The 14,590-nt window shown below is 58.0% G+C and carries 12 protein-coding genes; 1 reads left to right on the forward strand and 11 read right to left on the reverse strand.

Annotated elements, in window-relative coordinates; genetic code table 11:
• Positions 1–4: 4 nt before the first annotated feature.
• The 3 genes from folP to rlmE form a co-directional block, all read right to left on the reverse strand.
• On the reverse strand, positions 5–856 hold the full coding sequence (gene folP, locus CKW18_RS23975) for a dihydropteroate synthase (protein WP_095191059.1): 852 nt from the start codon (positions 854–856) through the stop codon (positions 5–7).
• An 8-nt stretch (positions 857–864) separates the two neighbouring features.
• A complete protein-coding gene (gene ftsH / locus CKW18_RS23980; RefSeq protein ID WP_095191060.1) occupies positions 865–2,772 on the reverse strand; it encodes an ATP-dependent zinc metalloprotease FtsH in 1,908 nt (635 codons plus the stop codon).
• Positions 2,773–2,974: 202 nt separating this feature from the next.
• Entirely contained in the window at positions 2,975–3,604 is a 630-nt protein-coding gene (rlmE, locus tag CKW18_RS23985) for a 23S rRNA (uridine(2552)-2'-O)-methyltransferase RlmE (RefSeq protein WP_095191061.1), read from the reverse strand.
• Between the two features lie 101 nt (positions 3,605–3,705).
• Here rlmE and CKW18_RS23990 point away from each other — a divergent pair, with 101 nt between their 5' ends.
• Positions 3,706–4,014, forward strand: a complete 309-nt coding sequence (locus CKW18_RS23990) for a YhbY family RNA-binding protein (RefSeq protein WP_095191062.1) — start codon at positions 3,706–3,708, stop codon at positions 4,012–4,014.
• Positions 4,015–4,023: 9 nt separating this feature from the next.
• On the opposite strand, the gene CKW18_RS23995 is transcribed toward CKW18_RS23990, so the two are convergent.
• The 8 genes from CKW18_RS23995 to grpE form a co-directional block, all read right to left on the reverse strand.
• Positions 4,024–4,428: an MFS transporter gene (locus tag CKW18_RS23995; RefSeq protein ID WP_095191063.1), complete on the reverse strand. Its 405-nt coding sequence runs from the start codon at positions 4,426–4,428 to the stop codon at positions 4,024–4,026.
• Between the two features lie 28 nt (positions 4,429–4,456).
• Positions 4,457–4,933: a transcription elongation factor GreA gene (gene greA, locus CKW18_RS24000; protein ID WP_064387939.1), complete on the reverse strand. Its 477-nt coding sequence runs from the start codon at positions 4,931–4,933 to the stop codon at positions 4,457–4,459.
• Positions 4,934–4,935: 2 nt separating this feature from the next.
• On the reverse strand, positions 4,936–8,157 hold the full coding sequence (carB, locus tag CKW18_RS24005; RefSeq protein WP_095191064.1) for a carbamoyl-phosphate synthase large subunit: 3,222 nt from the start codon (positions 8,155–8,157) through the stop codon (positions 4,936–4,938).
• Positions 8,158–8,283: 126 nt separating this feature from the next.
• The gene (gene carA, locus CKW18_RS24010; RefSeq protein ID WP_095191065.1) at positions 8,284–9,420 is read right to left on the reverse strand and encodes a glutamine-hydrolyzing carbamoyl-phosphate synthase small subunit; all 1,137 of its coding nucleotides are present in this window, start codon (positions 9,418–9,420) and stop codon (positions 8,284–8,286) included.
• A 257-nt stretch (positions 9,421–9,677) separates the two neighbouring features.
• On the reverse strand, positions 9,678–10,484 hold the full coding sequence (gene dapB, locus CKW18_RS24015; RefSeq protein WP_095191066.1) for a 4-hydroxy-tetrahydrodipicolinate reductase: 807 nt from the start codon (positions 10,482–10,484) through the stop codon (positions 9,678–9,680).
• Between the two features lie 9 nt (positions 10,485–10,493).
• On the reverse strand, positions 10,494–11,618 hold the full coding sequence (gene dnaJ / locus CKW18_RS24020) for a molecular chaperone DnaJ (protein WP_095191067.1): 1,125 nt from the start codon (positions 11,616–11,618) through the stop codon (positions 10,494–10,496).
• 296 nt (positions 11,619–11,914) lie between these two features.
• Positions 11,915–13,831, reverse strand: a complete 1,917-nt coding sequence (dnaK, locus tag CKW18_RS24025) for a molecular chaperone DnaK (RefSeq protein ID WP_095191068.1) — start codon at positions 13,829–13,831, stop codon at positions 11,915–11,917.
• 102 nt (positions 13,832–13,933) lie between these two features.
• Positions 13,934–14,500, reverse strand: a complete 567-nt coding sequence (gene grpE, locus CKW18_RS24030) for a nucleotide exchange factor GrpE (protein ID WP_095191069.1) — start codon at positions 14,498–14,500, stop codon at positions 13,934–13,936.
• Positions 14,501–14,590 lie beyond the last annotated feature (90 nt).

Raw genomic sequence — 14,590 nt, forward strand, 5'->3', positions numbered from 1 at the left:
TTTCTTATTCGGCTGAATCGACGGCCGCGATCATCCGCACCACATCTACCGTTTCTGCCACATCATGGACGCGCAATATACGCGCCCCTTTGACCGACGCCAATGCAGCCAGTGCCAGCCCACCATGCAGGCGCTCGCCCACTGGACGATTCAACGCATGCCCGATCATGCTCTTGCGTGAAACACCAACCAATAACGGTCGACCCAACGCATGCAGGGCTTCCATATGCTTGAACAAGCTTAGATTGTGCTGCAAGGTTTTGGCGAAGCCGAATCCAGGATCAAGAATGATTCGCTCGGACGGAATACCCGCCAGCGCACATTGAGCCATGCGCTCGGCGAGAAACTCGCCTACCTCCCGAGTGACATCCTGATACTGCGGATCGTCCTGCATATCACCGGGCTCACCGAGCATATGCATGAGGCAGACGGGCAATCCTGTGGCCGCCGCCGCATCCAGGGCGCCGTCTCGTCGCAGCGATCGCACATCGTTGATCAACCCGGCACCCAGTCGCGCTGTTTCGCGCATCACGGCGGGAGTTGAGGTATCGACCGAGATGATCACGTCGAGCTCGCGATTGATCAGCTCCACAATAGGCGCCACGCGCTCCAGCTCTTCCAGCGGTGATACCGCGCGAGCGCCAGGGCGAGTGGATTCGCCACCAACATCAATCAGCGTCGCGCCAGCCGCAACCATGCCTTCAGCATGGCGCAAGGCCGCGTCGATCTGAGCGTATCGGCCGCCATCGGAGAAGGAATCGGGAGTGACATTAAGAATACCCATGACATGCGTCCGGGCCAAATCAAGAACCCGGTTGCCGCAAGGCAACCGTGTCAGGGACTGTACAGAAGTCATTTCAAACCTTAAACGTCAGCAGCCGGACCGCCAATTGGTGTTTCCGGACGCTCATCCTGAACAACCGGAGGCGGCGGCGTACCGGTGCCACCCGACCAGTCGCGAGGCTCACGCGGGGTACGGCCAGCCATGATGTCGTCGATCTGTTCAGCATCGATTGTTTCGTACTTCATCAGAGCATCAGCCATGGCATCGAGCTTGTCACGGTTGTCCGTGAGGATCTGCTTGGCAGTGCCGTAGCACTGATCAATGATGCTGCGTACTTCGGAGTCGATCAGTTTGGCAGTCTCACCGGAGAAGCTAGCAGCCTGACCACCACCGCCGCGACCGAGGAATACTTCACCCTCTTCTTCGGCATACATCAGTGGACCGAGTTTTTCCGACAGACCCCATTTGGTCACCATGTTCCGCGCGATCTGGCTGGCACGCATGATGTCGTTGGAAGCACCAGTGGTCACACCGTCAAAACCAAGGGTCATTTCTTCAGCAATACGGCCGCCGTACAGCGAGCAGATCTGGCTGATCAGCGCACGCTTGGACAGGCTGTAACGATCTTCTTCCGGCAGGAACATGGTCACACCCAGCGCACGACCGCGCGGAATGATCGAGACCTTGTAAACCGGATCATGCTCAGGCACGACGCGGCCAACAATAGCGTGGCCAGCTTCGTGGTAAGCGGTGTTCTGCTTCTCTTTCTCGGACATGACCATCGATTTGCGCTCGGCGCCCATCATGATCTTGTCCTTGGCCAGTTCGAATTCTTTCATCTCGACAATACGCTTGCCCGCACGAGCCGCAAACAGCGACGCCTCGTTGACCAGGTTGGCCAGATCAGCACCAGAGAAACCCGGAGTACCGCGAGCGATGACGGCCGGAGCAACGTCGTCACCCATTGGCACTTTACGCATGTGAACCTTGAGAATCTGTTCACGACCACGGATGTCCGGCAGGCCGACCACGACCTGACGGTCGAAACGGCCCGGACGCAGCAGCGCAGGGTCAAGTACGTCAGGACGGTTGGTCGCGGCAATCACGATGATGCCGTCATTCATTTCGAAGCCATCCATCTCAACCAGCAACTGGTTAAGAGTCTGCTCACGCTCGTCGTGACCACCCCCCATGCCGGCGCCACGGTGACGACCGACGGCATCGATTTCGTCGATGAAGATGATGCACGGCGCGTGCTTCTTGGCCTGCTCGAACATGTCACGAACACGGCTAGCGCCGACGCCCACGAACATCTCGACAAAATCGGAACCGGAAATAGTGAAGAACGGCACCTTGGCTTCGCCGGCAATCGCCTTGGCCAGCAAGGTTTTACCGGTACCCGGAGGACCGACCATCAGCACACCGCGAGGAATCCGGCCGCCCAGACGCTGGAACTTGCCCGGATCACGGAGGAACTCGACCAGTTCGCCAACTTCTTCCTTGGCTTCATCGCAACCGGCAACGTCAGCCAGAGTGGTTTTCACCTGATCTTCAGAAAGCAGACGCGCCTTGCTCTTGCCGAAGCTCATCGGCCCGCCCTTGCCACCGGCACCGCCCTGCATCTGGCGCATGAAGAACATGAACACCGCGATGATCACCAGGATCGGGAAGCTGGCCACCAGGAGCTGGGTCCAGATGCTTTGCTGCTCAGGCTGCTTGCCTTCGACCACAACGTGGTTGTCGACCAGGTCGCCGATCAGGCCATTGTCCTGAATCGCCGGACGAATGGTCTTGAAGCTATCGCCGTCATTGCGCTTGCCGGTAATCACATAGCCATCAACCGCTACGCGCTCGACCTTGCCATCCTTGACCTGCTGGATGAAGTCGGAATAGTTGAGGGTCTGCGGCTCGTTAGGGCTGGAGAAGTTGTTCATCACCGTCACCAGGACAGCCGCGATGATCAACCACAGGATCAGATTCTTTGCCATATCGTTCAATTAACTACCCTCTGAAGCAAGCTCCGCTACTGGCGCGCGCTTCGCATGATATTCACCGGCCTAACTTACTACATTACCTACAACTCTGGCAGGCGCCGTCTGTAACCCTTTGTGAAACACTTTCTACACAATATTCGCTTATGCACGCGAGGCGAAATACGAAAAACCTATCACCCCGCACAAAAACCTCGTTTTATTCACTGCGACCGCGGTAGCCCCAAGCCAGCATGTATTGCTCGCGGGAACTGCCACGGGAAGAATCCGGCTTGATCATCTGGATCTTGTCGAATTTCTTGCGAGCGTCCTTCAGGTAAACATCAAACCCTTCGCCCTGAAAAATCTTGATCACGAAATTACCACCCGGCTTGAGGATCCGCTCCGCCAAATCAAGCGCCAGCTCGCAAAGAAACATGGCTTTGGGCATGTCCACTTCGGGTGTACCACTCATATTGGGGGCCATATCGGAAATCACAAGGTCCACCTGCGAATTACCTACGGCCTCTAGGATCCGAGTAAGCACTTCGTCTTCGGTGAAGTCACCCTGGATGAAAGTCACGTCGGGAATGCTGTCCATTTCCAGGATGTCCGAGGCGATCAGACGGCCCTGACCACCGATCAGGCGGCTAGTGACCTGCGACCAGCCGCCGGGGGCTGCACCCAGGTCGACAACGCTCATACCCGGACGGATCAGCTTATATTTTTCCTGGATTTCCAGAAGCTTGTAACTCGCACGCGAGCGGTAGCCATCCTTCTGCGCCTGCTTCACATAGGGATCGTTGACATGTCTTTTCAGCCAACCAAGGCTTGTCTTGGAACGCGCCATTGGGCACCTCGTTGATTAGGGTCGTGATTAATTGGGCGGATCCACGAACCCTCGGGTAAAATGGCCGCCATTTTACAGAATCCAGACGAAAGGGTCAGATTATGCCGCTCACTCCAGAGCAGAAGAAACAGTACAAATCCATTGGCCACCACCTGAAACCAGTTCTGACTGTGGCTGATAACGGTTTGACTGAAGGTGTGTTAGCCGAACTTGAACGCGCGTTGGCGGATCACGAGCTGATCAAAATCAAGCTCAACATCCTCGATCGCGAGTCGCGCCTGGCGCACATTGCAGAGCTGTGCAAGGTTGGCAAGGCGGATCTGGTACAGGTCATCGGCAAGATGGCACTGGTTTACCGCAGGAACTTCAGCGCCAACAAGCAGCTGTCGAACGTTCATCGCTTCAAGTGATGACAAGGGTCAAGGGTGTGCTTCGCGCACCCTGCCACTCCATCCCGGCACCGGCTGCATCACCAGCACCAGCCCGGAAAACCCCAGCACCAGATAGCTGAACACCTGCCAGCGCTGCGCATCCGGCCAGCCGACACGCACTGCGACATACATCGCACAAGCGTACAACGCCATCAACAGCACCTGCCCGCGAAAATCCCGCCATAGACTGACAAGGCCTTCGGCCTGTACCAGCACCAAAGCCTGAAATATCACGCAGGCGGCGGAAAACCCAACCACCAGCACTTCAAATGCACTGGCGACCTCATCAATCAGCAGCGGCGCCAAGCCAATCTTGCTCAACGCCGGCTGCAAACCGAGATGAATCAACCATAGACCGCCGACCCACAACATCTGGGTCAACTGCCAAAGCATGGCGCCCGCATGCAGCGGGCGCCGGGTTTCAGATGTGACGGACTTCGACAATCTCGTACTCGATAACGCCACCCGGCGTTTTCACGGCAACCACGTCGCCTTCTTCCTTGCCGATCAAGGCACGGGCCAAGGGCGAGCCGACCGAAATCTTGCCGAGTTTGAAGTCAGCCTCATCCTCACCCACGATGTGATAAGTGACGCTTTCGTCTGTCTCGACGTTGGCGATTTCGACGGTGGTACCGAAAATCACTTTGCCGGTGTGAGGAATGGTCGTAACGTCGATGATGACCTGGTTCTGAATCCGGCCCTCGATGTCACGAATCCGCGCCTCGACCATGCCCTGCTGTTCGCGGGCGGCATGGTATTCAGCGTTTTCCTTCAAATCACCCAACTCGCGGGCCGTTCCGATGTCCTGGCTAAGCTTCGGACGAACGACCTTGGTAAGGTGAGTGTGTTCCTCTTCCAGGGCGCGAGCGCCCTGAACAGTCATTGGGTACTTGGTTATGCTCATGCCTTCAATCCTGCGTGTAGATCCTGCAAGCGACGCACGGTCTTTTCCGGACCGAACTTCAGCGCTTCACAGATAGCTTCGCCCGCTGCAATGGTGGTGGTGCAGTAAATCTTGTGCTGCAGGGCATTACGACGAATGGAGTAGGAATCGGCGATCGACTGACGACCTTCGGTAGTGTTGATGATCAGGGTGACTTCGTCATTTTTGATCATGTCGACCACGTGCGGACGACCCTCGGTCACCTTGTTCACACGGCGCACTTTCAGACCTGCGGCTTCGATCAGCTTGGCAGTACCGGCAGTGGCAACCACTTCGAAGCCCAAGTTGATCAGATCACGGGCTACACCTGCAACCAGCGGCTTGTCGTCGTCGCGCACGCTGATGAACGCAGTACCACCGGTCGGCAGCACTTCGCTGGCACCCATCTGGGCTTTGGCGAAGGCTTCACCGAAGGTGTCACCGACACCCATCACTTCACCGGTCGACTTCATCTCTGGACCGAGGATCGGGTCAACGCCAGGGAATTTGGCGAACGGAAACACCGCTTCTTTCACGCTGTAGAAGTTCGGGATGATTTCTTTGGTGAAGCCGATTTCCTTCAGAGTTTTACCGGCCATCACGCGAGCCGCGATCATCGCCAGGGAAACACCGATGCACTTGGACACGAACGGCACGGTACGGGAAGCGCGCGGGTTGACTTCGATGACGTAGATGTCTTCGCCTTGCAGCGCCAACTGCACGTTCATCAGGCCGACAACGCCCAGCTCCAGAGCCATTTTCTTGACCTGTTCGCGCATCTCGTCCTGGATGTGCGCTGGCAGCGAATACGGCGGCAACGAGCAAGCAGAGTCACCGGAGTGAACGCCAGCCTGTTCGATGTGCTGCATGATCGCACCGATTACCACGTCTTTGCCGTCGCAGACCGCATCAACGTCCATCTCGATGGCACAGTTGAGGAAGTGGTCGAGCAGCACCGGGCTGTCGTTGGACACTTGCACCGCGTCACGCAGGTAACGCTTGAGTTCGTCTTCCTTGTAGACGATCTCCATCGCACGGCCGCCCAGTACGTAGGACGGACGCACCACCAGCGGATAACCGATTTTCGCGGCAGCACGAACAGCTTCGTCTTCGCTGCGCACGGTGGCGTTTGGCGGCTGACGCAGGTTCAGGCGCTCAACCATTTGCTGGAAGCGCTCACGGTCTTCGGCACGGTCGATGGCATCAGGGCTGGTGCCGATGATCGGCACGCCAGCGGCTTCCAGGGCACGAGCCAGTTTCAGCGGAGTCTGGCCGCCGTACTGGACGATCACGCCTTTCGGCTTCTCGACGCGGCAAATTTCCAGTACGTCTTCCAGGGTGACCGGTTCGAAGTACAGACGGTCGGAGGTGTCGTAGTCGGTGGAAACGGTTTCCGGGTTGCAGTTGACCATGATGGTCTCGTAGCCGTCTTCGCGCAGTGCGAGGGCAGCATGTACGCAGCAATAGTCGAACTCGATACCTTGACCGATACGGTTCGGGCCACCACCCAGAATCATGATCTTGTCGCGACCCGACGGCGCGGCTTCGCACTCTTCCTCGTACGTCGAGTAGAGGTAAGCGGTGTCGGTGGCGAACTCGGCGGCGCAGGTGTCAACGCGCTTGTAGACCGGGAACACTTCCAGCTTTTGACGATGCGTGCGCAGGTTTTTCTCGGTGACGCCCAGCAGCTTGGCCAGACGCTGATCAGAGAAGCCTTTGCGCTTGAGCTTGAACATCAGGTCGCGGTCGATAGCGGACAGACCGAGGGTCTTGACCTTCTCTTCTTCCTTGATCAGATCTTCGATCTGTACCAGGAACCACGGGTCGATCATGTTCATGCCGAAGATGTCTTCGACCGACAGACCGGCGCGGAACGCGTCAGCCACGTACCAGATACGCTCGGCGCCCGGCACGGTCAGTTCGCGCTTGAGGATGCTCATGCTTTCCGGGTTGCTCAGGTCGAGCTTCTCGTCCAGGCCGCAAACGCCCACTTCCAGACCGCGCAGGGCTTTCTGCAGGGACTCCTGGAAAGTCCGGCCGATGGCCATGACTTCACCCACCGACTTCATCTGAGTGGTCAGGCGCGCGTCAGCCTTGGCGAACTTCTCGAAGGCGAAGCGTGGCAGCTTGGTGACGACGTAGTCGATCGACGGCTCGAAAGACGCCGGGGTCTTGCCGCCGGTGATGTCGTTCGACAGTTCGTCGAGGGTGTAGCCCACAGCCAGTTTGGCGGCGACTTTGGCGATCGGGAAACCGGTGGCTTTCGAGGCCAGCGCCGAGGAACGCGATACACGCGGGTTCATCTCGATCACGACCATACGGCCAGTGTTCGGGCAGATACCGAACTGCACGTTGGAACCGCCAGTCTCGACGCCGATCTCGCGCAGTACCGCCAGGGAGGCGTTACGCAGGATCTGATATTCCTTGTCGGTCAGGGTCTGAGCCGGAGCCACGGTGATCGAGTCGCCGGTGTGCACGCCCATCGGGTCGAAGTTTTCGATCGAGCAGACAATGATGCAGTTGTCCTTTTTATCGCGGACAACTTCCATTTCATATTCTTTCCAGCCGATCAGCGATTCGTCGATCAGCAGCTCTTTGGTCGGCGAGAGATCCAGACCACGCGCGCAGATTTCTTCGAACTCTTCACGGTTGTAGGCGATACCGCCACCGGTGCCGCCCATGGTGAAGGACGGACGGATGATGCATGGGAAGCCGAGGGTTTCAAGAACCGCGTTGGCTTCTTCCATGCTGTGGGCGATACCGGAACGCGGGCACGCCAGGCCGATGGATTTCATCGCCTTGTCGAAACGCGAACGGTCTTCAGCCTTGTCGATAGTGTCGGCGTTGGCACCGATCATTTCTACGCCGAACTTCTCCAGAATGCCTTCGCGCTCCAGGTCCAGGGCGCAGTTCAGCGCGGTCTGGCCGCCCATGGTTGGCAGCACCGCATCCGGACGCTCTTTCTCGATGATCTTGGCAACCGTCTGCCACTTGATCGGCTCGATGTACGTGGCGTCGGCCATGTCCGGGTCGGTCATGATGGTGGCCGGGTTGGAGTTCACCAGGATGACGCGGTAACCCTCTTCGCGCAGGGCTTTACAAGCCTGGGCGCCGGAGTAGTCGAATTCGCAGGCCTGGCCGATAACGATCGGGCCAGCGCCGAGAATCAGGATGCTTTTAATGTCTGTACGTTTTGGCATGGGTTTGTCACTCAAATCCGCAGGTCAGTCGGCAAGCCGTCTTGATCGATTTCTGAAGTCTCGAAGGGGCCGCCGGGGTCGGGGCCGCCCTCGAGGGGCTTCTCTCTACAGTCTCAAGGCGAACGCTTAGCGTCGCTTGGCCATCTCGTTGATGAAGCGGTCGAACAGTGGCGCCACATCGTTCGGGCCCGGGCTCGCTTCAGGGTGGCCCTGGAAGCTGAACGCGCTCTTGTCGGTGCGCTCGATACCTTGCAGGGTGCCGTCGAACAGCGACTTGTGAATCGCGCGAACGTTGCCCGGCAGGGTCGCTTCGTCTACCGCGAAACCGTGGTTCTGGCTGGTGATCATCACGACACCAGTGTCCAGATCCTGAACAGGGTGGTTGGCACCGTGGTGGCCGTGGCCCATTTTCAGGGTTTTGGCGCCAGAGGCCAGGGCCAGCAGTTGGTGACCGAGGCAGATGCCGAACACCGGAACTTCGGTTTCCAGGACTTCCTTGATCGCCTTGATCGCGTAGTCGCATGGCTCCGGATCACCAGGGCCGTTGGACAGGAACACACCGTCCGGCTTCAGTGCCAGCACATCAGCAGCAGGGGTTTGCGCAGGCACCACGGTGACGCGGCAGCCGCGCTCGACCAGCATGCGCAGGATGTTGACCTTGACGCCGTAGTCGTAGGCAACCACGTGGTATGGCAGCTCGGAAGCATCGATGGTCGCGTGGCTGTCGGTTTTCAGATCCCAGACAGTCGAGCGCCATTCGTATTGCTTCTTGGTGCTGACGACTTTCGCCAGATCCATGCCCTTCAGGCCCGGGAAGCCTTGCGCAGCGGCAATGGCGGCTTCTTCGGAGATGTTGTCGCCAGCCATGATGCAGCCGTTCTGTGCGCCTTTCTCACGCAGGATGCGGGTCAGGCGACGGGTGTCGATACCGGCGATAGCCACAACGTTGTTGGCTTTCAGGTAGTCGGACAGGGACATCGTGTTACGCCAGTTGCTCGCTACCAGTGGCAAGTCACGGATGACCAGGCCAGCAGACCAGACGCGGTCGGACTCGGCGTCTTCCGGCGTGGTGCCGGTGTTGCCGATGTGCGGGTAAGTCAGGGTAACGATCTGTTGGGCGTAGGAAGGATCGGTAAGGATTTCCTGATAGCCGGTCATTGCGGTGTTGAACACCACCTCACCAACGGTTTGACCGTCGGCACCAATGGCTTCGCCGCGAAAAATGCTGCCATCAGCAAGGGCAAGTATGGCTGGCTTAGTCAAGAAGACCTCCCGTAAATAACGCATGAAAGGGCGATCGCAGGTTGTAAAAAAGCGGAGTGACGTATGGACACGTCACCCCGCTTCTTCACTGAATTATTCTGCGCGCTTTTAGTGGACACACTAAAGCTGTAGCTTACAGAAAAAGGCTTTTTGGGTCCACCGCTAAAGAGCCTTAAAGGCCGGAGAATGCGACAGGACGTCGCCAAGCAGAGAAAAACCAGCGCAAACAGGGCGTTTGCGCCGGGTTCAGCAATAAATCAACGTAGGTCGAGTACGTCTTGCATGTCGTACAGACCCGGCTCGCGACCCTCCAGCCACAGCGCGGCACGGACCGCCCCCTTGGCGAACGTCATGCGGCTCGATGCCTTATGGGTGATCTCCAGACGCTCACCTTCGCAGGCGAACAGCACAGTGTGATCACCCACCACATCACCACCACGCACGGTAGCGAAACCGATGGTTTCACGCTCACGGGCACCGGTGTGGCCTTCACGACCATAGACCGCAACTTTCTGCAGATCACGATCCAGTGCATCGGCAATCACTTCACCCATGCGCAACGCCGTGCCCGACGGAGCATCGATCTTGTGCCGGTGATGCGCCTCGATGATTTCGATGTCGGCATCGTCACCCAACACACGAGCCGTCATCTCGAGCAGCTTCAGCGATAGATTCACACCAACGCTGAAATTGGCCGCGAACACGATCGGAATATCTTTCCCAGCCTCGACCAGCAGATGCTTTTGCGCCGCATCCAGCCCGGTAGTGCCGATGACCATGGCCTTGCCAGCCTTACGGCAGAACGCCAGGTTTTTCAGCATCACTTCCGGCAGCGTGAAGTCGATCAATACGTCGAACTCCTCCGCCACGGCTTCCACATGGCCGGACAGCGGCACGCCGATGCGCCCCAGCGAAGCCAACTCACCGGCATCCACACCGATCAGCGTACTGCCAGGACGAACAATAGCAGCCGTCAAACCGGTCAGCGGCGCGCGCTGTTGCACGGCCTCAACCAGAATCTTGCCCATGCGCCCGGCGGCGCCCATCACTGCAATACGTCGCATGCCGACTCCTTACAAATCGCCGAAGAAGCGCTTCACGCCGTCGAACCAACCGGTGGTTTTCGGGGAATGGCTGTTGTCATCCGCCAAGGAACTGCGGAACTCTTCCAGCAATTCGCGCTGACGACGATTCAGGTTGACCGGGGTCTCGACCGCTACACGACACATCAAATCGCCCGCACCACCGCCACGCACCGGCGCCACGCCCTTGCCGCGTACACGGAACTGCTTGCCGGTCTGAGTGCCTTCAGGGATTTTCAGTTTGACGCGACCGTCGAGGGTCGGAATTTCCAGCTCGCCGCCCAACGCTGCATCGACAAAGCTGATCGGCACTTCGCAGAACAAATGCTTGCCGTCACGCTGGAAGATATCGTGTTCACGGACGTTGATGACCACGTACAGGTCGCCAGTCGGACCACCCTGAGTACCCGCCTCGCCTTCGCCGGACAGGCGAATACGGTCGCCGGTGTCGACGCCGGCCGGCACTTTGACCGACAGGGTTTTGTACTCTTCGATGCGACCGTCACCGTGGCAGGAATCGCACGGATCGGAAATGATCTTGCCCTGGCCATGGCAGCGCGGGCAGGTCTGCTGCACCGAGAAAAAACCTTGCTGCATGCGCACCTGACCGATGCCGCCGCACGTTGGGCACGTCGAAGGCGACGAGCCTTTCTTGGCGCCCGAGCCATCGCATGGCTTGCAATTGACCAGCGTCGGAACGCGGATATTCACGGTCGTGCCGCGCACCGCTTCTTCCAGATTCAGCTCCAGGGTGTAGCGCAAGTCGCTGCCGCGCTGAGCGCCGCCACGGGAACCGCCGCGACCGCCACCGAAGAAGTCACTGAAAACATCGCCAAAGATGTCAGAGAAGTTCTGACCACCGAAACCGGCGCCGCCACCACCCATGCTCGGGTCGACACCGGCATGACCGTACTGGTCGTACGCTGCACGCTTGCTGGAATCGGACAGCACTTCATAGGCCTCGTTGGCCTCTTTGAACAGTTCTTCCGATGCTTTGTCATCGGGATTACGGTCCGGGTGATGTTTCATCGCCAGACGACGATAGGCCTTCTTCAGGTCCGCATCGCTTGAGCCACGCTCAACACCCAACACTTCGTAATAGTCACGCTTTGCCATAAGTCTTTGCACTCTTGAGGACGTTCGGCAAACCCCTCCTGAGGATGGCCAAACTCGCTGAGCCCCAATACAGGCCCGGACCCAACTCACGTCAATTCAACGATCCTGGTCTTTGTTTCATGCGGTACTTACGGCGCGAAAAGCAGGAGCATTTTCGGCCATACCACCAGCATTCGAACCTTGTCGCATGCTGTAAAAATTCGCGTATTCCAGATACGCCAACGCGGGAGCAAGCTCCCGCGCGGCGACATCCTACCAGTCACCGCCTAAAGGCAGTCAACCGGCCGACCAACAACTTACTTGTGGTCTTTGACTTCTTCGAACTCTGCATCGACAACGTCGTCAGCCTTCTCAGCCGATTCGCCTTGCGGGGCTGCACCATCAGCTGGCTGAGCCTGTTCGGCGTACATCTTCTGAGCAACCGGAGCGGAGACCTTCGACAGCTCTTCAACCTTCGCTTCGATGGCAGCCTTGTCGTCGCCTTTAACAGCGACTTCCAGAGCAACCACAGCCGCTTCGATCGCGGTCTTCTCTTCTGCGGTAACTTTGTCACCCGCGTCAGCAATCATTTTGCGAGTCGAGTGAACCAGTGCATCACCCTGGTTACGGGCAGCGGCCAGCTCTTCGAACTTGCGGTCTTCCTCGGCATTCGCCTCGGCGTCACGCACCATGCGCTCGATTTCTTCGTCGGACAGACCGGAGTTGGCCTTGATCACGATCGACTGGGTCTTGCCGGTAGCCTTGTCTTTCGCGCCGACGTGCAGGATGCCGTTGGCGTCGATGTCGAAGGTCACTTCGATCTGCGGCACGCCACGTGGAGCGGGTGGAATGTCGGCCAGGTCGAACTTGCCCAGGGACTTGTTCTGTGTGGCTTGCTTACGCTCGCCCTGCAGGACGTGAATGGTCACGGCGCCCTGGTTGTCGTCGGCAGTCGAGAACACTTGCGATTTCTTGGTAGGAATCGTGGTGTTTTTCTCGATCAGCGCAGTCATCACACCACCCATGGTTTCGATACCCAGGGTCAGCGGGCTGACGTCGAGCAGCAGAACGTCTTTCACGTCACCGGCCAGAACGGCGCCCTGAATCGCAGCACCCATGGCAACAGCTTCGTCCGGGTTGACGTCTTTACGCGCTTCTTTACCGAAGAAGTCGGTAACCAGCTTCTGCACCAGCGGCATACGGGTCTGACCACCGACCAGAATCACGTCGTTGATCGCGCCAACGTCCAGGCCTGCGTCTTTCATGGCGATGCGGCAAGGTTCGATGGTGCGCTGAACCAGGTCTTCAACCAGTGCTTCGAGCTTGGCACGCGAGATCTTCACGTTCAGGTGCTTAGGACCGGTCGCGTCTGCAGTGATGTACGGCAGGTTGACGTCGGTCGACTGAGCGGACGACAGCTCGATCTTGGCTTTTTCAGCAGCTTCTTTCAGACGCTGCATGGCCAGCGGGTCACCTTTGAGGTTCATGCCGCTTTCTTTCTTGAATTCGTCAACGAGGTAGTCGATCAGACGAATGTCAAAGTCTTCACCGCCCAGGAACGTGTCACCGTTGGTGGCCAGAACTTCGAACTGGTGCTCGCCATCAACTTCAGCGATCTCGATCACGGAAACGTCGAAAGTACCGCCACCCAGGTCATAAACGATCACGGTGTGATCGCCCTTGGCCTTGTCCATACCGTAAGCCAGAGCGGCTGCGGTTGGTTCGTTGATGATACGTTTTACGTCCAGACCGGCGATGCGGCCGGCGTCTTTGGTCGCCTGACGCTGGCTGTCGTTGAAGTAGGCCGGAACGGTGATCACCGCTTCGGTCACTGGCTCGCCGAGGTAGTCTTCGGCGGTCTTCTTCATTTTCTTCAGAATTTCAGCCGAGATTTGTGGCGGCGCCATTTTCTGGCCGTTCACTTCAACCCAGGCGTCGTTGTTGTCAGCCTTGACGATCTTGTAAGGGACCATCTGGATGTCTTTCTGCACAACTTCTTCGTCAAAACGACGACCGATCAGACGCTTTACTGCGTACAGAGTGTTGTGCGGGTTGGTCACTGCCTGACGCTTGGCGGACTGGCCAACCAGAATTTCGCCATCGTTGGCGTAAGCGATGATCGACGGCGTGGTACGCGCGCCTTCAGCGTTTTCAATAACTTTTGCTTTGCCGTTTTCCAGCACGGAGACGCAGGAGTTGGTAGTCCCCAGGTCGATACCGATAATTTTGCCCATGTTAACTCTCCCGAAACTTTGGATTTGGATGCCGCAGCAGTGGTGGCTGACTGCGGTAGCACTTAAACGCTTGACTTCTAAATGGGGGCCTTGCGGCTAATTTCAAGCCTTCTCGTCAATCGAAGGCGAAATTGGCGCAGGCGCCTTGCTGACCACGACCATCGCCGGACGCAGCAGACGGCCATTGAGCTGGTAGCCTTTCTGGAACACCTTGAGAACACTGTTCGGTTCTACGTCTGCGCTTTCCTGCATGGCCATTGCCTGATGCTGAACGGCGTTGAACGGTTCGCCATGCGGATCGATCGCTTCAAGCTGGTAACGCTTGAGGGTGTCGTGGAACATTTTCAGGGTCAGCTCGATGCCTTCGCGCATCGGACGGATGCTTTCGTCGTCCGGGTTCGACAGCTCGAGGCCGCGCTCCAGGCTGTCGACGATCGGCAGCAGGTCGCTGGCGAATTTTTCCAGCGCAAACTTGTGCGCCTTCTCCACGTCCTGCTCGGCACGACGACGGACGTTCTGCAGATCGGCAGCGACTCGCAGAGACTGATCCTGCGCGGCGGCCAATTGCTCTTCGAGCACTTGTACACGGGTCGCCAGGTCGTCACCCGAACCCTCGGGCGCCTGATTGGCTTCTGGGTTTTGCTTATCTACTGTCTGTTCGTCAGCCATAGAATTCTCCTTTCAATATCGTCCGCGAGTTCAACTCGCGCTTCTGCCCCGATATATGGGGCCGCAAAATCAGGCTTCAAGGGGCTTAAA

Origin of the sequence: Pseudomonas sp. Irchel 3E19 (genome assembly GCF_900187585.1) — a bacterium.
Taxonomy (GTDB): Bacteria; Pseudomonadota; Gammaproteobacteria; order Pseudomonadales; family Pseudomonadaceae; genus Aquipseudomonas; species Aquipseudomonas baetica.

Excerpts from the sequence above, each read along its gene's own strand:
- rlmE (WP_095191061.1), bottom strand. The coding sequence starts at position 3,604 with ATGGCGCGTTCCAAGACAAGCCTTGGTTGGCTGAAAAGACATGTCAAC.
- dnaJ (WP_095191067.1), bottom strand. The coding sequence starts at position 11,618 with ATGGCAAAGCGTGACTATTACGAAGTGTTGGGTGTTGAGCGTGGCTCA.
- dapB (WP_095191066.1), bottom strand. The coding sequence starts at position 10,484 with ATGCGACGTATTGCAGTGATGGGCGCCGCCGGGCGCATGGGCAAGATT.
- CKW18_RS23990 (WP_095191062.1), top strand. The coding sequence starts at position 3,706 with ATGCCGCTCACTCCAGAGCAGAAGAAACAGTACAAATCCATTGGCCAC.
- ftsH (WP_095191060.1), bottom strand. The coding sequence starts at position 2,772 with ATGGCAAAGAATCTGATCCTGTGGTTGATCATCGCGGCTGTCCTGGTG.
- grpE (WP_095191069.1), bottom strand. The coding sequence starts at position 14,500 with ATGGCTGACGAACAGACAGTAGATAAGCAAAACCCAGAAGCCAATCAG.
- CKW18_RS23995 (WP_095191063.1), bottom strand. The coding sequence starts at position 4,428 with ATGCTTTGGCAGTTGACCCAGATGTTGTGGGTCGGCGGTCTATGGTTG.
- dnaK (WP_095191068.1), bottom strand. The coding sequence starts at position 13,831 with ATGGGCAAAATTATCGGTATCGACCTGGGGACTACCAACTCCTGCGTC.
- folP (WP_095191059.1), bottom strand. The coding sequence starts at position 856 with ATGACTTCTGTACAGTCCCTGACACGGTTGCCTTGCGGCAACCGGGTT.
- carB (WP_095191064.1), bottom strand. The coding sequence starts at position 8,157 with ATGCCAAAACGTACAGACATTAAAAGCATCCTGATTCTCGGCGCTGGC.